Below are 16,672 nucleotides of genomic sequence, written 5' to 3' on the forward strand. Positions count from 1 at the left end.
CACCCGACTGGAAGGACGCAGTGCCATGTCTGACTCTTCAACCAAGAATCTGAATCCGTTGTCGATCTTTGCCGGCTTCATTCCCTGGATCGTGTTCACCTTGGTGGCCCAACGGCTGGCCGCGGACGGCGTCGCCTGGAGCGCACTGCTGGCTGCCGTGATGAGCCTCGTGTTCGTCATTTACGGGCGACGTACGTCAAGCCCCATACAGCTCGACATTTATTCGCTGGTCCTGTTCACCGTGATCGCTGTGGTCGGGTTCATCGGCGACCACCGCGTGGACCAGTGGCTGTACGAGTGGGGACGTCCGCTGGTCGGTGTGGTCCTCGGTCTGGCCCTGCTGGCAACCTCGTCCGTCCGACCGTTCACCGCCGAGTACGCCAAACAGTCGACACCTCGCGAATACTGGGACTCGCCGCTGTTCAGGCGGATCAACCTGGTCCTGTCCGCGACGTGGGGTGTCGCCATTGCCGTGATGGGGGCTGCGGCGGTGCTCGTCACCGTCCTGGACGCCCACGCCACGGGCACCGACAGTCCATACCTGATCGATTTCCTGCTGAACTGGGTAGTCCCGATCGGCCTGATCGTCTGGATGATCCACTTCACCAACACCTACCCCGACCGCGCCGAACGAAATGCGGAGGCGTCGAGCACTACCGCCTGAAAGGGGAGGCGAGCACAGCAGGTAATCCGTGACGTCGAGCGGACGGCGCATCCGGCCGCTGCTGTGCGCGCGGTCATGACGATCTGCCATCTCATCGCACAGCTCACGGCAGCCACCGAGCCGGCCCTCGAGTGGGGGTGCATGTGCTGCCTGGCATCATGCGAAGGTGACGCAAATTCGGCTCCTCGCGACGGACCTCGACGGCACCCTGCTGCGGTCTGACCGCACGATCTCTTCTCGCACCGCCCAAGCCATGGAAGACGCGCGACGGTCGGGAGTCGAGGTGGTGTGGGCGACGGCTCGCGCTCGGCATTCTGTGCACGAACTGGCGCAGTCGTGCGGATTCCGCGGCAAGGCGATCTGCGCGAACGGCGCGGTGGTCCTCGACCTGGCCGATGGCACTCCGGTAATCACGGCGACGACGCCTATTGCGGTGGCGTCGGCCGCGGCGGCGATGGACCGGGTGCGGACGCTGATGCCCGGTGTCGTGTTCGCGAACGTCGGCCCTACCCGCTTCGTCGCCGAGCGGGCGTACGCGGCGTTGTGTGAGTTCGCCGACCACCACCGGCATCCGCACGAGATGGCGCTGTCGGAAGTGCTGCCCGACATCGACGAGCCGATGGTGAAGATCGTCGCCCGACATCCGGAGGTTCCCAGTGCCGAGCTGTACCGGGCGGCAGTGGCGGCCGGCATCGACGGTGTCGAGCTGACGCACTCCGGCGCGCCGTACGTCGAGATGGCGGCGTCCGGCGTGTCCAAGGCGAGCGCGCTCGCCGAGCTCTGCGCTGTCGACGGGATCTCTGCCGAGGAGGTGGTCGTCGCCGGCGACGCCATCAACGACATCCCGATGCTGACGTGGGCAGGAACGGCACTCTGCCCGTCCAACGCGCTGCCGGAAGTGCTCGCACTCGCCGACCACGTCCTGCCGAGTAATGACGAAGACGGTGTTGCCGGCTACCTCGAAATGCTTGCCGGTGCCGCACTGAATTCCGCTGCATTGCAGGGTGATCGGTGAGCGACTCGGCGACATGATCCGCCGACCCGCGCCCTATATCGCATCGAGTTCGACCGCGCGAAGATGTAGCGCGTGCCGGTCGATCTTGCCGACGTGGTTACGCGGCAGATCGGTCACGAACGTCCAGCGATCGGGCACTTTGTAGGCCGCCAGCCGCTCGGCGGCGAACGCCCTCAGGTCGGCTTCGGTGGGCGGGTCGGCGAGTCCGTGCTTCAGCTCGACGAACGCGTGCACGAGCGACCCGAGCCGCGGGTCGGGCGTGCCGACGACCCCGCACAGCTCGACTCCGGGACTCGCCTCGAGCACATCCTCCACTTCACCGGGGGCGATGTTGGAGCCGCCCTTGATGATGATCTCTTTGATGCGTCCCTGGAAGTGCAGGTAGCGGTCGGTGTCGCGGCTGCCCAGGTCTCCGGTGCGCAGCCAGTCGCCGACGAAGGTCGCCGCAGTGTGCTCGGGGTCGTCCCAATACCCGGTCATCACCGAGTCGCTACGCACCCAGATCTCGCCGGTTTCGCCGGGCGCGGCATCCGGCACCTGCGAACCGTCGGTGTCCTCCGCAGTGGAGGCTGCCGCGACGATGCGCACCTCGACGCCGGCGCGGGGAAGGCCGAAAGAGCCACGCTCGACCACCCCGAACGGCGGGTTCATGCTCACGGCTTCGCATTCGGTGAGACCGTACAGCTGGTTGAGCTGCAGGTCTGTGACCTTCGCGAACTCGTCGTAGAGGTCGGACGACATCTGATCGCCGCCGCATGCGACCTCGCGGAAGCACCCGAAGTCCACACTCTTCGCGCGCGGGTCGACCACGGCGTCGAGCAGTTGCGCGGGCAGTAACACGGTGCGCGTGGGCCGGTGAGTCTTCAGCGCGTCGAGGAACAGCCCCGGATCGCTCTCGGCGAGGATCACCACGGTGCCCCCTGCGTACAGGGTCGGAAATGTCACGCCGATCGCGGCCCCGGCATGGCAGATCGCAGTGGCCGCCAGCGAGATGTCGTCGGCGTCCAGCTGTTGCGTGGTCACGCGGCTCGCTGCGGTCGCTCCGATCGAGCGATGGGTGTGGGTGACGCCCTTAGGTTTGCCCGTGCTGCCCGAGGTGTAGAGGATCATCGCGGGATCGTCGTCGTCGACCTCGGGCCAGGCGACTGAATCGGAGGCCGCGGCTACCACGTCGCTCCACCGGTTCGGAGCGTCGGGTGCCACGTCACCGCCGTACACGTACATCCCTGTGAGACTTGCCGCCTGCTCGGGCACGTCCTTCACGATCGGCAGCAGCGACTCGTCGGCGATCAGCAACTTCGCCGTGCAGTGGTTGATGGCGAAGACGACCTCGTCGGTCTGGAACCGGTGGTTCAGCGGCACCGCGATCGCACCGATGCGAAAGCACGCGAAGTACAGCTCGACGTACTCCCACCGGTTGCGCATGAAGATCGCCACGCGATCGCCGCGGCCGATCCCGAGCGAGAGCAGGCCCCGGGCCGAACGTTCGATCGCGTCGTGGAGCTCCCGATATGACAGCACGGTGTCCTCGAACATGAGGGCGGGTTTATCGGGTGTGGCGGCAAGCGCGTCCTGCATCAGGCGGCTGAGCAGCATACATGCCAATGTATCAGCGGGCGGCGCCGACCGCGGGACGTGTCATAGAGATCCTCGTGCACGTAGTGGGATCGGGTGGACCGGTACCCCGACCACGAGTCAACGCCGACGCCGTCCAGCGGTGCGACCTTGTGGGATCATTCGCCCGGATTTATCCGCGAGATCAGCGGTTCGAATGTAGTTTTCTGCGACTCTCGAAATATGCTCGCGCAACCTGAATCTCGGGTGAGCTGAGATCGATTTCAGGGGCTGCGACCCAGCGATGCGACAAACTGGCAGTTCTTCGGCGTGTAGATCGAAGCGGTGAGTTACCGACCTCAGATGTGGCAGGTCGGCTTCGATCGTGTCGGTCATCCCCGTGTTCCCCCATCGATCGGTCCCCTCGTCCGATCGGCGACACATTGGCGTCAGGGGTGTGCGATCGCCAATCCGACGGCAGAAGCGGGGATGGCGCGGTCCTGTCGGGTGCAGGGTAGCCTCGGGGTTGCCGAGGACACTCGAATATGAGCGATCAGCCATGTCGTCCTCGGCGCGTACCCGGCCGGAAGTCGAAAGGCCGAGAACTGGAGCGCCACCATGGCGTCGAACCCGACCGAAATGTTGAACCCGGCACGCGCGGAGGAATCAGCGCTGTCCTGCACGGCATGTCCGCACAGCAGGGATTCCCACGATGCGCTCGGTATTCGGTTTTGTGCCGTGACCTCGAACCGAAGCCTCGACCGCAAATGCATCTGCTCTGGCGAAGCGCAGACTGTGCAGCATTACAACCGGTACTGAACGAGAAATTCACCCCGTCACGTGTCGTCGGCAGGTTCGAGAAGCGTCGCCGTGGGTAGACCGCTCTACGAGGCAATCGTGTGCGCCTATGCATGCGCACTGCCGAAAGAGTGAACGGAGTCGCTGTGAAAATCGGATACAAACTGTTCGCGGAGGCGTATTCACCGACCGAGCTGGTGCGGCAGGCAGTGCGTGCGGAGGAGGCGGCTTCGATTTCGTCGAGATCAGCGACCACTACCATCCGTGGCTGCACGACCAGGGACACTCTGGTTTTGCGTGGTCGATACTGGGGTCGATCGCTGCGAAGACCTCGACGCTCGGCCTGGCCACCGGCGTGACATGCCCGATCATTCGCTATCACCCCGCGATCGTCGCGCAGGCTGCGGCGACGACAGCCCTCCTGTCCGAAGGCCGGTTCGTCCTCGGTCTGGGAAGCGGTGAACGGCTCAACGAACACGTGGTGGCCCGCGGCTGGCCACCCGCCGCGACACGGACGGAAATGCTTCGCGAGTCGATCGAAGTGATCCGCCTGTTGTGGAGCGGCGGCTACCACAGCTACAACGGCCGCCACATTCAGCTCGAGGACGCGCGTGTGTTCGATCTCCCCGACGAGCTCCCACCGATCGTGATCGCGGGTTCGGGCGGGCCGGCAGCGAAGCTCGCTGCAGAGCTGGGCGACGGACTGTTCACCACGGATGCCGATCCCGATCTGGTCGAGAAGTACAAGAAGGCCGGTGGTGACGGGCCGCGCTATGCCGAGGTGTCGTTGTCGTGGGCCCCGACGGAAGAAGCAGCGCTGACGTCGGCCCACACTCTGTTCCGCTTCTCTGCCACCGGATGGAAGGTTCAGGCGGAATTGCCGAATCCGGTCAACTTCGAGGCAGCGGCGTCCGTTGTTCGTGAATCGGACATAGCCGAGAGTTTCGCCTTCGGCCCCGATGTGCAACGTCATCTGGAGAAGATCCGAACGTATGCGGATGCCGGATTCGACCATCTCGCCCTTGTGAATGCCGGGCCGGACGTCGACGGGTTCTTCCGGTTCTACACGGACGAACTCGCACCTGTGCTGTCGACGGTAATCCGCGAATGACGACGCCACGACGGGCATAGCGTTGACGTGCCGGTCGCCTCGAGGCCGGCAGTTCTCCCGGCGAGAGGATATCCGCCATGAAGGTTCTCGTGATCTTCGAATCGATGTACGGGAACACCCGTCACGTCGCGGAAGCGATTGCGCAGGGGATCGGAGAAGCTGCCGCGGTGACCACCGTCGCCGCTGCAGACGCGAAGGACGAAGATCTCACCGCGTACGACCTGGTGGTGGTCGGCGGCCCCACCCACGTGCACGGCATGAGCAGGCCCACCACCCGCCACGGCGCAGTGGAGGCGGCCGAGAAACCCGACAACCCGCTCACCCTCGAACCCGATGCAGAGAGCGACGGCGTGCGCGAATGGCTCGCTTCCCTCGGACAGGTCACCGGGAAGGCCGCCGCGTTCGACACGAGACTCGACGCCAACCCGTTGTTGACCGGCCGAGCATCGAAGTCGATCGGCAAGAAACTTCGCAAAGCCGGTTTCACTCTCGTTGCAGAGCCGGAGAGTTTTCTCGTCGACAAGCGGACAGTCCTTGCACCTGGCGAAACGGAACGTGCGAGTCAATGGGGGCGCGCACTCATCGGAACGGATAGCGCGTGACGGACTTGCGTGAGCCCGAACCGCCACGGGGACGGCCGTGTCTGTAGTGGAATCGGGTGGAACGCAGCCGATTCTGAAGGAGATACCGACATGCGTCCCACCGGTCTCACCGCAAACCTGAACGTCCCGAGCATCGAGGAAGCCCGCAGCTTCTACGTCGACTATCTCGGGCTTTCCGTCGAGGAGATGAATCTGGGATGGGTCGCCCGATTCACGACCCCGGACGGGCGCGCCACCGTGCAACTGGTGAGCGGCGACGAGACAGCGCCCGTGGATTCCGCCTTGTCCATCCACGTCGGCGACGAGGTGGAGGCCGCCTACGAGGACGCGCAGCGGCGCGGGTTCGAGATCGTGTACCCGCTGACGACGGAGCCGTGGGGTGTGCGGCGATTCTTCGTGCGCGCGCCGGACGGCACCGTGGTCAACATCGTGAGCCACTCGGACGACGATCAATAGCTTTTCGGCGGCATCGATCCCGCTGCGTCACTCGGCTGCGTCGGGACCCGCCACTGGTGACGCCCTGTATTGCCGAGCGGTCTTGATCAGACCCGCTGCCACGATGACCTGACCGACCATGAGCGACGTGGGCAACAGCAGCAGTTCCCAGCCCGTCGAGGCGAAGCCGAACGCCCACACGACGACGACAAGCGCCAGCAGCACCGTCGTCACCTGGCCGATGGTCATGAGTACCGTCTCGAGCCCGCGAGTGTGCCGCCCGAGTAGACCGGCGACCCCGGCGGTGGCTCCGATGAGTGAGCAGGGCAGCCCGATCAGAGTCGGAAGTACCACCATGTACTCGACACTGCCCCCGACCTCGACAACTCCCGAGGCGACCAGTTGTGGAACGACGAAAAGCAGGATCGGCACCGCGCAGAGCGCAGAGATCGTCGACGCAATCGGGAGTAGCCGCATGGGATCAACGTACTTGGATCAGGAACTGCATCGACAACTGATCCGCTGCCGCAATCCCGGACGAACGGTTATCCCACCCGCATGATGCTCTCGGTCACCGTGCCCACCGTCTCCTGCAGCAACCGGACCCATTGTTGCTCGTCGGGCACAGCTGCTCCGACGATCCCGAGCGCCGCGGACATCCGTCCCGACGGCCCACGAATCCCGATGGCAACGCCGTAGCGTCCGTATCGATACTCCTCGCGCTCCCATGCGATACCGGTCTGGCGGGTCCGGGCCAGCGGCGCAGAGAGCGCGGCGATGTCGAGGGTGTAGCGGGTGTAGCGCTCGGTGACGGCTGTGGGCGGATCTCCCGCGGCGAGGAACACCTTGCCGACTGCGGTCGCGTGCAGGGGGAACCTGTCGCCGATCTCGACAGCAGTGCCGTCGCGCTGCGGGCCGAGGGCCCGGTCGACGATCATCACCGCACCTCCGACGGCTGCGCCGAGCACAACGGTGCGGCCACTGGCAGCGGCGAGGCCCCGTAGGTGCCATGTGGTTTCCCGTTGGATGCGCTGGACGCAGGGCGCGTGCGACCCGATCGCCCACATCCGCATGCCGACGCGATAGCTGCCGTCTTCGAGACGGTCGAGCGCGCCCCAGTCCACGAGTTCGCGGACCATCCGCAGCGTGGTGGCGGACGACAGGCCGCACCGCCGCGCGATCTCGTGGAGTCTCAGCGGTGACGCGGAGTCCTCGAACGCTTCGAGAATGCTGAACAGGCGCCGGGCGACTCCAGTTCGAGTAGCGCTGGTCATGGGCTTGACCTCCGTGACATGGACTACACGATTTCAACCAATGAAATTCGAACGTAGACCTGCGTGGCCCGGACGCGAAGAGTTCTGCGCACAGCATTCGTCCACCTCAGAAAGTTCCGAAGCCCATGTCTGCTTCTCGAATCGTGCGCGCGGCAGGTGCGGTCCTCGCCGCGAGTATCACCGCGTCCGGTCTTGCCGCCTGCTCCGACAACTCGACCGGCCCACGCTCGCTGCGGATCGCACTGTCCGCGGACCCGCAATGCCTGGATCCGCATCAGGCCCCCTACACCGAATCTCTGCACGTAGGTCGGCAACTGGTCGCCAACCTCACCGACCAGGACCCGCAGACCGGCGAGATCGTCCCCTGGATCGCCACCGAGTGGACGGTATCCGACGACGCCACTCGCTTCCGGTTCACGCTCCGCGACGACGCCACCTTCAGCGACGGCACCCCGATCGACGCGGCGGCCGTGGCCGCGAACTTCGAGGACCTACGCGACCTCGGTGCGAAATCCCCGTTCGGGCTCTCGTATGTCAGCGGACTGCGGAGCATCGAGATCCCCGATGCTCGCACTGTCGAGTTCGCGTTCGACGCACCGAACGCGCAGTTCCTGCAGGCGACGTCGATGGTGACCACGGGGCTTCTCGCTCCGGCAACACTCGAGACGAGCCCGGAGGAGCGATGCACCGGGCAGCTGATCGGGTCGGGCCCGTTCGTTCTCGACGAGTACGCCCCGAACGCCTCTGCGACACTGTCGTCGCGCACCGACTACAGCTGGCCCGGCACAACCGCAACGCACACCGGTGCCGCGACGATCGAACGACTCGAGTTCTCGGTCATGACCGAGTCGGGGGTGCGGTCGGGAGCGTTGCAGACCGCCCAGATCGATGTCGATACCGATGTTCAGGCGCAGGACGAGTCGGCGCTGTCCGGCGCAGGCATCGAAGTATTCGCGCGTGCTCGCCCCGGCATCGTCTACACACTCCTCGCCAACGACCAGAGCCCCGCACTGTCGGATCCCGCAGTGCGTCGCGCTGTCAACCACGCGATCGATCGACCGGAACTGGCCTCTGTGCTGTCGCAGCACGAGAGCTACGCCACCAGCGTGCTGTCCGCAGCGACACCCGGCTACGTCGACCTGTCCGCCGACCTTGCCTACGGCCCGGATCGCGCGGCCACCGAGCTCGACGCCGCGGGGTGGCTGCAGGGACCGGACGGCATCCGCGTCCGTGAGGGGAACCCGTTGACCCTGCGTCTGGTGTTCGCGGCGACCGAGACCCGCTCGGACGTGTACGAGATCGTGCAGCAGCAGCTGGCCCGCGTGGGAGTGGACCTCCAGCTGGTGCCGCTGCACACGGGGGCGAATCTGGAAGCGCAGAACAACGGCGACTACGACTTCGTGTGCTGGGCGGTGACGCGACCCGACCCGGAGGTGCTGAATACCGTGTTCTCGTCGGCGAGCGCCGGCAACCCCAACCGGCGCACCGAGCCCGCCCGTATCGATGAGTTACTCGACGAACTGGGAGGCATCACAGAACCGTCGCTGCGCCAACGTCTCACCGACGAAGCGGCGCGCGAGGTGATCGATCAAGGATATGCCATACCTCTGGTCGAGCAATCCGCTGTGGTCGGCACGTCCGCGTCGGTCGACGGCATCGTGCTCGATGCGTCGAGCCGGCCCCTCTTCTACGGAGCGAGGTTCGCATCATGACCGGCTGGAACAACTGGGCCGTCGGCGCGGCGGTCACTGCGGCGGAGTTCGTCCGCAGCGCAGGCGGCCTCATCGGCGCGGTGCTGGTGCAGGTCCCGGGCGAGCAGGTGCGGAAGGACCTCCTCGCCGGCCTCGCCGCATCGCTCGCCACGACCGGGCGCGAATCCGTCCTCGGAGTCGAGCATTTCGAGCGCACCGGTGACGACCGCCGACGGGAGCTGGCGTGGCAAGCTCGCGTGATCGGTTCCGGCATCACGACGCTCGCCGAGCAGTCTGCAGTTCCGGTGCGTGGAGTGGCGTTGCGCAGCAACTGCGAGGGACATCTGTGGACGCCGGCCGCAGCCACGCACCTCACCCGGACTCCGAATGCGCCGGCGGTGATGCAGCTGTACAACGAGTGGCTGCACCAACTGGTACTCCTCCGCGACGCGCTGCTGCCGTTCCGCAACTGGGAGCAGGTTCGGCTGCGGGTCGACGAGCATGGTCTGCGTCGCATCGAGGATCCGCGCCGCGCGTTTCTGACCGACTACCTCACCCGCTCGCCCCGGCATGACGTGGTCGTGCAGCTCGCAGCCTGGGCGGTATCGGAGTTCCGGGTTCCGCAACGTGCCTATGGTTTCCGCGTCGAAGACGGTACGGCGCTGCCCTCGGTGGTGACGGGTTCGCCGCTCCACTCGCCGCGCGGCCTGCTCGACTGGTCCGATGCCGCAGACGGTGAGCCGACGGCGTTCATGCCGGCTGTCGACGACTACCTGGCAATCCCTACCGCCGACCCGGCACCATCCGGACCACAGCGGCAGCCGGAGTACATGCTCATGGAGACGGCCGAAGGTGCCGGCCGCTCTCGGCTGACGCTGCGGTCCGATCACGCGCCGGACGTCGATCTCGGTCAGGCGCTGCGAGGACACCGGTATGCCTATCTCGCTGTCGGCGGAGAACCGCACGCACGCGAGGGAAGTGGTTCCCACTACACGGCATCGCAGGTGCTGGCGGCAGACGGCCTCGTCGACTTTCCTTCCGGAACACATCTGATCGACGATGTGCCGGCCCGGACCGTCCTCGCTCTTCTCGGAAAGATAGTGCCGCACAATATAGTTCTCTGGGACGGCCGAGACCGGACCCGAGCCGCAGGTACGGGGAAGGCCGGGCCACCCCGGGTGGTGGTGCGTGTCGCCTGACGGGGTACCTCTCGTCGGGGCGACGGCGTGTACATCATTGACCCAGAACGGTATTTGAGCGAAACTGACCCACCATGGGGATTGCAGGGGTGGGTATCGATGGTGTGAGCACGCTACGTCAAGGTCTCGGTCGCTGGATTCAGGCCAAGACCATCAAAGGGCTCGAACCCGGACCGTACGACATCGAGGTCCGTAAGGATCTCCGTGTTCCGATGGACGACGGGGTCGTGCTCCTCGCCGACCTCATCACCCCCCTCGGCGATACCGATCCGCGCCTGCCCACCGTCGTGATTCGCGGTCCCTACGGGCGCAGCGGCGGGGTGGCGGGTTCGGCGCGCGCACTGGCCCGCGAGGGTTTCCGGGTGTTGTTCCAGAGTTGCCGAGGCACGTGGGGGTCCGGGGGAGTATTCACCCCGCAGATCGACGAACAGCGCGACGGTATGGCCACGCATCGCTGGGTCCGCGCCCAGCCATGGCACACCGGTCCGATCGCGACCTACGGCGCCAGCTACATGGGATTCACCCAGTGGGCGGTGGCCGCAGAACTCGAGCGCACCGACCCCGACAACGCCCCGAACGCGCTCTGTCTGCTCGTCACCATGCCCGACTTCGGTGCCATCACCTGGGACAACGGCGCTTTCTCCATGCGCAATGCGCTGGGCTGGACGCAGATGATGGACCGCATGAATCACCGGGAGTTGCTTCCGCTGCTGCTGGGGCTACGCGGCCCGGATTCGAAACTGCGGAAGGCGTTCGATGTGCTGCCGCTTGCTGCCGGCGACGTCGCAGCGAACGGACGGAAGGTCGACTGGTACCAGGATTGGATCGCCCGCGAGGACCTCGCCGACCAGTACTGGACCCAGCAGTCGCATACCGCGTCCGTTCCCGAGGTCGCCGCGCCGATCTTCATGGTCACCGGCTGGTACGACATCTTCCTGCCCTGGCAGTTACGCAACTACGCCCAGCTCGTCGAGGCGGGCAGGTCGCCGCGTCTGACGGTGGGACCGTGGGCTCACCAGTCCCGCGGTATGGGTGCGCCGACGATCACGGGAACAGTCGAGTTCCTGAAGGAGCAGTTCGCCGACGCGCCCACCACACGCGTCGCACCGGTTCGTGCGTTCCGCACCGGCGCCGACGAGTGGCACGATCTGGCCACGTGGCCACCCCAGGGCGTCTCCACCGAATCGCTGTTCCTCCAGCCCAGCGGCAGGCTCGGATCCGACACGCCCGCTGGTGGCAGCACCACCTACGTCTACGACCCCTCCGATCCCACCCCTGCCCTCGGCGGCCCGAGCCTTGATCCGAAATCGGATCCGGTGGACAACACCGAACACGAACGACGGGCCGATGTGGTGGTGTTTCGCGGCGACGCACTCGCCGAACCCCTGACGGTCGCCGGTGAACCCGTCGCCCGAATCCGATTCCGCTCGTCTCGGCCAAGCGCCGACCTGTTCGTCCGTATCTGCGATGTGCATCCGGACGGCCGCGCGATGACGGTCTGCGACGGCATCCGCCGGATCGGCTCCGTCGGAACGAAAGCCACCGATCCCGAACCGGATTCGGAAGGATTCCGTATCGTCGAGGTCCGCCTGTGGCCGACCTTCCACGAGTTCGTCGCCGGTCACCGCGTCGGGATCCAGATCAGCTCCGGGGCGCACCCCCGCTACGCTCGCAACCCTGGGTCGGGTGAACCCGCCGCCACCGCGACCACCCTGCACCGGGCAGAACAGGAGATCTCCCACGAGTCGGCCACGCCGTCGTGTATCGATCTTCCGACGTGGTCGCGCTGAGCGCATTGTCTCTGTTCGCGTGGGGTGGACCGCACTGATCGGGAGCGACCTCATGTTTTAGCACCAACAGTGTGTGGATTCCCGGACAACGGGGAACCCTCCTCACGTCTGTCCGCGACGCGACGAGTACGGAGGCGCCATGCCAGCGGAAAGCTCCCACCCGGACCCTCGCGCAGTGGAACCGGAGCACACCGCGGACGGACACATCGTCGAGACGCGATCCGAGGACTTCGCGCACGCGCGCAGTCTCCCTGTCGATCCGGACTGGTTCAAAACCGCGGTGTTCTACGAGGTGCTCGTACGCGCGTTCAACGACTCGAATCAGGACGGCACCGGCGATCTCCGCGGGCTGACCGAAAAACTCGACTACATCGCCTGGCTCGGCGCCGACTGCATCTGGCTGCCACCCTTCTACGACTCTCCGCTGCGCGACGGAGGCTACGACATCCGCGATTTCCGCGCGATACTTCCTGAATTCGGTACCGTCGACGATTTCGTGACGTTCCTCGACGAGGCCCACAAGCGGGGTATCCGTGTGGTGACCGACCTGGTCATGAACCACACCTCCGACACCCACGCATGGTTTCAGGACTCGCGTACCGACCCCGACGGACCGTACGGCGATTTCTACGTGTGGTCCGACTCCGATACCGGGTACCAGGACGCGCGCATCATATTCGTCGACACGGAGTCGTCGAACTGGACGTGGGATCCCACCCGCAAGCAGTACTTCTGGCACCGCTTCTTCTCGCACCAACCGGACCTGAACTACGACAACCCCGCCGTGCAGGACGCGATGCTCGATGTCCTGCGGTTCTGGCTCGATCTCGGCATCGACGGATTCCGCCTCGACGCGGTGCCGTACCTGTTCGAGCGTGAGGGCACCAACTGCGAGAATCTGCCCGAGACGCACGCCTTTCTGAAGAAGTGCCGCGCGGTGATGGACGTCGAATATCCGGGCCGGGTCATGCTGGCAGAGGCGAACCAGTGGCCGACCGACGTCGTCGAGTACTTCGGCGAGCCCGAGATAGGCGACGAATGCCACATGGCCTTCCACTTCCCGTTGATGCCGCGGATCTTCATGGCGGTGCGACGACAGAGCCGGTTTCCGATTTCCGAGATCCTCGCCCAGACGCCGCCCATCCCGCGGACCGCCCAGTGGGGAATATTCCTCCGTAACCACGACGAACTGACCCTCGAGATGGTGACCGACGAGGAACGCGACTACATGTACGCCGAGTACGTCACCGATCCCCGGATGCGTGCGAACATCGGGATCCGCCGGCGTCTCGCCCCGCTGCTCGAGAACGACCGCAACCAACTGGAACTGTTCACAGCGTTGCTGCTGAGCCTGCCCGGTTCGCCGGTGCTGTATTACGGCGACGAGATCGGTATGGGCGACAACATCTGGCTCGGCGATCGCGACGCGGTGCGCACACCCATGCAGTGGACGCCCGACCGCAACGCGGGTTTCTCCCGAGCCGACCCGGCACGCCTGTATCTGCCGACGATCCTGGACCAGACCTACGGGTACCAGGCGGTCAACGTCGAGTCGCAGCTCAATTCGACGAACTCGCTGTTGCACTGGACGCGCCGGATGATCCAGGTGCGCAGGCAGCATCCTGCGTTCGGCAAGGCTGCGTTCACCGAACTCGGCAGTGCCAATCCCGCGGTGCTGTCGTATCTGCGGGAGATGGATCCCGGACCGGGCCGCAACTACAGCGACGTGATCCTGTGCGTGAACAACCTGTCGCGGTATCCGCAGGCCGTGGTGCTGGATCTGTCGAGATTCGCCGGGTGGATCCCGGTGGAGCTCACCGGGTCCGTGCCGTTCCCGCCGGTCACCGACGAGGGCTACATGATCACTCTTCCCGGGCACGGGTTCTTCTGGTTCGCCTTGCAGCCCGACCCGGCGCGCGAAGGTCCCGGAGTGCATCCGGTCAGCAGCGAGGCGGAAGCGGCGGTGCAGCCATGACCGAACAGAACAATCGGTTGTATCAGGATTCCGAACTCGAGGTCCGGTTGGTGGAGTGGCTGCCGCACCAGCGATGGTTCGCCGCGAAGGGGCACGCGATCACCGGCGTAAGAGTCGTACTGCGGCAACCCCTGGCAGAGGAGCCGGGGTTCGGTGCAGACCACCTGCTCGTGACAGTCATCTTCGAGTCCACACCCGAGCAGATCTATCAGGTGCCGCTCGGCTATCGATCGCATCTGCCGGACGAACTGGCGCCGGCGACGATCGCCGCGCCGGACGAGACGGCCGGCCACTCCGTGTTCGTGTACGACGGGCTACGCGACCAGGAGATCATCGGGCTGTACGCGCAGAGCCTGGCGCGCGGTGGAACCCGCGGCCCCATCGACCTACACACCGTTCCGGGGACGCAGATCGAGCCGGGGATGCGGGGGCGTGCACTGAGTGCGGAACAGTCGAACACCTCGGTGGTGCTCGGGGAACAGTTGCTGCTCAAAATGTTCCGTCGTGTCACGCTCGGGATCAATCCCGACGTCGAACTCCACCTCGCGCTCGCAGAGGTGGGGTGCCGGTCGGTGGCGCCGATACGCGCGTGGATCGAGGCGGATGTGGACGGTGTCCGTACCACCCTCGCGATGGTTCAGGACTTTGCGGCGAACTCCGCCGACGGCTGGTCGATGGCGCTCGGCAGCGTGCGCGACCTGCTCATCGAAGGAGATCTGCGCGCCGACGAGGTCGGTACGGACTTCGCGGGTGAGGCGCACCGGATGGGCGCCGCGGTCGCAGAAGTCCACGCTGATCTCGCCGCCGGTCTCGGTGTATCGGAGCGCCCGGCGGCGGATCTCGCCGCGGGTATGGTCGGGCGACTCGAGGCTGCAGTCGCCGAGGTCGACGAACTCGCTGCCTTCGTGCCCGACGTGCGGGCGTTGTTCGAGGAGGTCGCGGCGATCGGCCCGGTTGCGGTGCAACGCATCCACGGCGATCTGCACCTCGGTCAGGTGCTGCGGACACCGGAGCGGTGGCTGCTCATCGACTTCGAGGGTGAGCCGGCGAAGTCGCTCGCGGAACGTCGACTCCCCGACACGACGCTGCGAGATGTGGCCGGGATGCTGCGGTCCTTCGACTACGCGGCGCACCATTCGGTGCGTGAGCGAGAACCCGATGGTGTCGCGACGCAGCGGGAGTTCCGGGCGGGGGAGTGGGCGCAGCGCAATTCCGCCGCGTTCTGCGACGGATATGCCGCCACCTCCGGATCCGATCCGCGGGACATCGGTGTACTCCTTCGCGCGTACGAGGTGGACAAAGCGGTATACGAGGTGGTGTACGAGGCACGGAACCGGCCGACGTGGTTGAGGCTGCCCCTCAATGCGATTCGACGGCTGATTCAGCCATGACAGACAGGAGCGCAGTTCACCGAGTTCGCTCCTGTGTCGCGCTCCACCAGTAGATTGCGGACAGCTATATTGTGCACAACATAACTGTGCACTACATTCAGTGTCGTGTCCGATCCCTTCGCGCTCGACGAGCAGGTGTGCTTCGCCCTGTACCGGGCGTCGCGCGTCACCACCGCCGTGTACCGGCCGCACCTCGAGCGGCTGGGCGTCACGTACCCGCAATACCTCGTACTGCTGGCGCTCTGGGAACGCGATGCACGCGGCGTACACGATCTGTGCGACGCCCTCGATCTCGATACCGGCACGCTGTCGCCGCTACTCAAACGGCTCGAGACCGCCGGGCTCGTCGAACGTCGACGGCAACGCGCCGACGAACGCCGAGTCGTCGTTCACCTCACCGATGCCGGCAACGCGCTACGCGAGGAGGCCGAGCACATACCCGGCTGCATCGCGCGCTCGAGTGGGCTCGGCGTCGACGAACTGGTCGCGCTTCGAGACACGCTTCACGATCTGACCGCCGCGCTGCAGGACGCAACCGGCGGAACCTCCGAAGAAGGGTAGGACCCCCATGAAGATCATCTACACCGCAGAAGCTCTCGCCACCGGTGAGGGACGCAACGGTCACGCCCGCACCAGCGACGGAAAGCTCGACGTGAACCTTGCGATCCCCACCGAAATGGGTGGCAACGGCGAGGGCACCAACCCCGAGCAGCTGTTCGCCGCGGGATACGCGGCGTGCTTCCACTCCGCCCTGCAGATGGTCGCGCGTCAGGAAGGTGCCGACGTCAGCGATTCCGCAGTCGGTGCTCGTGTCGGTATCGGCCCGACGGACGCGGGCGGTTTCGCGCTCGCGGTGACCCTCGAGGTATCACTGCCGAATCTGACGCACGACACGGCGCTCGAGCTCACCGAGAAGGCGCACCAGGTCTGCCCGTACTCCAACGCGACGCGTGGCAACATCGACGTCGTGCTCGCGGTGGCGGAAGACTAGATCCGTCACCTGTGCCGGTTGTACGCGGTGGACATCGCGCCCGGATTGTCACGGCGCAGATCGAACTTCGGTTGGATCGACGTCGCTATACGCCGTTGAAGTCACCAAGAAATCCGAGCGATCCCGAATCGGGTGTGAGTACGGACGTCAAGCTTGCGCTCCATATCGTGCAGGTATTCGCC

At 65.7% G+C, this 16,672-nt stretch carries 15 protein-coding genes and 1 pseudogene; 13 read left to right on the plus strand and 3 right to left on the minus strand.

The features are described from left to right. The first annotated feature begins 25 nt into the window (after positions 1-25). Entirely contained in the window at positions 26-664 is a 639-nt protein-coding gene (locus Q7514_RS24530; RefSeq protein WP_330135872.1) for a DUF3159 domain-containing protein, read from the plus strand. A 166-nt stretch (positions 665-830) separates the two neighbouring features. Further along, positions 831-1,679: an HAD family hydrolase gene (locus tag Q7514_RS24535; protein WP_330135873.1), complete on the plus strand. Its 849-nt coding sequence runs from the start codon at positions 831-833 to the stop codon at positions 1,677-1,679. A 33-nt stretch (positions 1,680-1,712) separates the two neighbouring features. On the opposite strand, the gene Q7514_RS24540 is transcribed toward Q7514_RS24535, so the two are convergent. Beyond that, positions 1,713-3,275: an AMP-binding protein gene (locus Q7514_RS24540; RefSeq protein WP_330135874.1), complete on the minus strand. Its 1,563-nt coding sequence runs from the start codon at positions 3,273-3,275 to the stop codon at positions 1,713-1,715. Between the two features lie 597 nt (positions 3,276-3,872). Between Q7514_RS24540 and Q7514_RS24545 the strand changes: the two genes are divergently transcribed. The 4 genes and pseudogenes from Q7514_RS24545 (at position 3,873) to Q7514_RS24560 (ending at position 6,200) form a co-directional block, all read left to right on the plus strand. After that, a complete protein-coding gene (locus Q7514_RS24545) occupies positions 3,873-4,052 on the plus strand; it encodes an RGCVC family protein (protein ID WP_330136028.1) in 180 nt (59 codons plus the stop codon). 125 nt (positions 4,053-4,177) lie between these two features. Next, positions 4,178-5,142 (plus strand): annotated as a pseudogene (locus Q7514_RS24550) (TIGR03557 family F420-dependent LLM class oxidoreductase). 77 nt (positions 5,143-5,219) lie between these two features. Then, the gene (locus Q7514_RS24555) at positions 5,220-5,744 is read left to right on the plus strand and encodes a flavodoxin family protein (RefSeq protein WP_330135875.1); all 525 of its coding nucleotides are present in this window, start codon (positions 5,220-5,222) and stop codon (positions 5,742-5,744) included. 90 nt (positions 5,745-5,834) lie between these two features. Beyond that, positions 5,835-6,200 carry a VOC family protein gene (locus Q7514_RS24560; RefSeq protein WP_330135876.1) on the plus strand — a complete coding sequence of 122 codons (366 nt, stop codon included), beginning with the start codon at positions 5,835-5,837 and terminating at the stop codon, positions 6,198-6,200. 27 nt (positions 6,201-6,227) lie between these two features. On the opposite strand, the gene Q7514_RS24565 is transcribed toward Q7514_RS24560, so the two are convergent. Together Q7514_RS24565 and Q7514_RS24570 are read right to left on the minus strand one after the other, a co-directional pair. Then, positions 6,228-6,656: a hypothetical protein gene (locus Q7514_RS24565; protein ID WP_330135877.1), complete on the minus strand. Its 429-nt coding sequence runs from the start codon at positions 6,654-6,656 to the stop codon at positions 6,228-6,230. Between the two features lie 68 nt (positions 6,657-6,724). Further along, the gene (locus Q7514_RS24570; protein WP_330135878.1) at positions 6,725-7,453 is read right to left on the minus strand and encodes an IclR family transcriptional regulator; all 729 of its coding nucleotides are present in this window, start codon (positions 7,451-7,453) and stop codon (positions 6,725-6,727) included. A 125-nt stretch (positions 7,454-7,578) separates the two neighbouring features. Between Q7514_RS24570 and Q7514_RS24575 the strand changes: the two genes are divergently transcribed. The 7 genes from Q7514_RS24575 (at position 7,579) to Q7514_RS24605 (ending at position 16,490) form a co-directional block, all read left to right on the plus strand. Continuing rightward, complete coding sequence (locus Q7514_RS24575) at positions 7,579-9,165, plus strand: ABC transporter substrate-binding protein (RefSeq protein WP_330135879.1); 1,587 nt, start codon at positions 7,579-7,581, stop codon at positions 9,163-9,165. After that, the gene (locus Q7514_RS24580; protein WP_330135880.1) at positions 9,162-10,343 is read left to right on the plus strand and encodes a hypothetical protein; all 1,182 of its coding nucleotides are present in this window, start codon (positions 9,162-9,164) and stop codon (positions 10,341-10,343) included. The genes Q7514_RS24575 and Q7514_RS24580 overlap by 4 nt, the downstream gene beginning before the upstream one ends. A 74-nt stretch (positions 10,344-10,417) precedes the next feature. Beyond that, positions 10,418-12,133, plus strand: coding sequence for a CocE/NonD family hydrolase (locus Q7514_RS24585; RefSeq protein ID WP_330135881.1), 1,716 nt, complete (start codon positions 10,418-10,420; stop codon positions 12,131-12,133). Between the two features lie 139 nt (positions 12,134-12,272). Next, on the plus strand, positions 12,273-14,108 hold the full coding sequence (gene treS, locus Q7514_RS24590) for a maltose alpha-D-glucosyltransferase (protein WP_330135882.1): 1,836 nt from the start codon (positions 12,273-12,275) through the stop codon (positions 14,106-14,108). Beyond that, a complete protein-coding gene (locus Q7514_RS24595; protein WP_330135883.1) occupies positions 14,105-15,499 on the plus strand; it encodes a maltokinase N-terminal cap-like domain-containing protein in 1,395 nt (464 codons plus the stop codon). Before treS ends, Q7514_RS24595 begins: the two co-directional genes overlap by 4 nt. A gap of 105 nt (positions 15,500-15,604) precedes the next feature. Further along, positions 15,605-16,060 (plus strand): MarR family winged helix-turn-helix transcriptional regulator, encoded by a 456-nt coding sequence (locus Q7514_RS24600; protein WP_330135884.1) that lies wholly within the window; start codon positions 15,605-15,607, stop codon positions 16,058-16,060. Between the two features lie 7 nt (positions 16,061-16,067). Beyond that, a complete protein-coding gene (locus tag Q7514_RS24605; protein ID WP_330135885.1) occupies positions 16,068-16,490 on the plus strand; it encodes an organic hydroperoxide resistance protein in 423 nt (140 codons plus the stop codon). Positions 16,491-16,672: the final 182 nt, after the last annotated feature.

Source organism: Rhodococcus artemisiae, assembly GCF_036327795.1.
Classification (GTDB): Bacteria; Actinomycetota; Actinomycetes; order Mycobacteriales; family Mycobacteriaceae; genus Rhodococcus; species Rhodococcus artemisiae.

What these genes read in the sequence shown, in the direction of transcription:
- Q7514_RS24530 (WP_330135872.1), top strand. Translation starts at nt 26, where the DNA reads ATGTCTGACTCTTCAACCAAGAATCTGAATCCGTTGTCGATCTTTGCC.
- Q7514_RS24540 (WP_330135874.1), bottom strand. Translation starts at nt 3,275, where the DNA reads ATGCTGCTCAGCCGCCTGATGCAGGACGCGCTTGCCGCCACACCCGAT.
- Q7514_RS24545 (WP_330136028.1), top strand. Translation starts at nt 3,873, where the DNA reads ATGTTGAACCCGGCACGCGCGGAGGAATCAGCGCTGTCCTGCACGGCA.
- Q7514_RS24555 (WP_330135875.1), top strand. Translation starts at nt 5,220, where the DNA reads ATGAAGGTTCTCGTGATCTTCGAATCGATGTACGGGAACACCCGTCAC.
- Q7514_RS24560 (WP_330135876.1), top strand. Translation starts at nt 5,835, where the DNA reads ATGCGTCCCACCGGTCTCACCGCAAACCTGAACGTCCCGAGCATCGAG.
- Q7514_RS24565 (WP_330135877.1), bottom strand. Translation starts at nt 6,656, where the DNA reads ATGCGGCTACTCCCGATTGCGTCGACGATCTCTGCGCTCTGCGCGGTG.
- Q7514_RS24570 (WP_330135878.1), bottom strand. Translation starts at nt 7,453, where the DNA reads ATGACCAGCGCTACTCGAACTGGAGTCGCCCGGCGCCTGTTCAGCATT.
- Q7514_RS24575 (WP_330135879.1), top strand. Translation starts at nt 7,579, where the DNA reads ATGTCTGCTTCTCGAATCGTGCGCGCGGCAGGTGCGGTCCTCGCCGCG.
- Q7514_RS24580 (WP_330135880.1), top strand. Translation starts at nt 9,162, where the DNA reads ATGACCGGCTGGAACAACTGGGCCGTCGGCGCGGCGGTCACTGCGGCG.
- Q7514_RS24585 (WP_330135881.1), top strand. Translation starts at nt 10,418, where the DNA reads ATGGGGATTGCAGGGGTGGGTATCGATGGTGTGAGCACGCTACGTCAA.
- treS (WP_330135882.1), top strand. Translation starts at nt 12,273, where the DNA reads ATGCCAGCGGAAAGCTCCCACCCGGACCCTCGCGCAGTGGAACCGGAG.
- Q7514_RS24595 (WP_330135883.1), top strand. Translation starts at nt 14,105, where the DNA reads ATGACCGAACAGAACAATCGGTTGTATCAGGATTCCGAACTCGAGGTC.
- Q7514_RS24605 (WP_330135885.1), top strand. Translation starts at nt 16,068, where the DNA reads ATGAAGATCATCTACACCGCAGAAGCTCTCGCCACCGGTGAGGGACGC.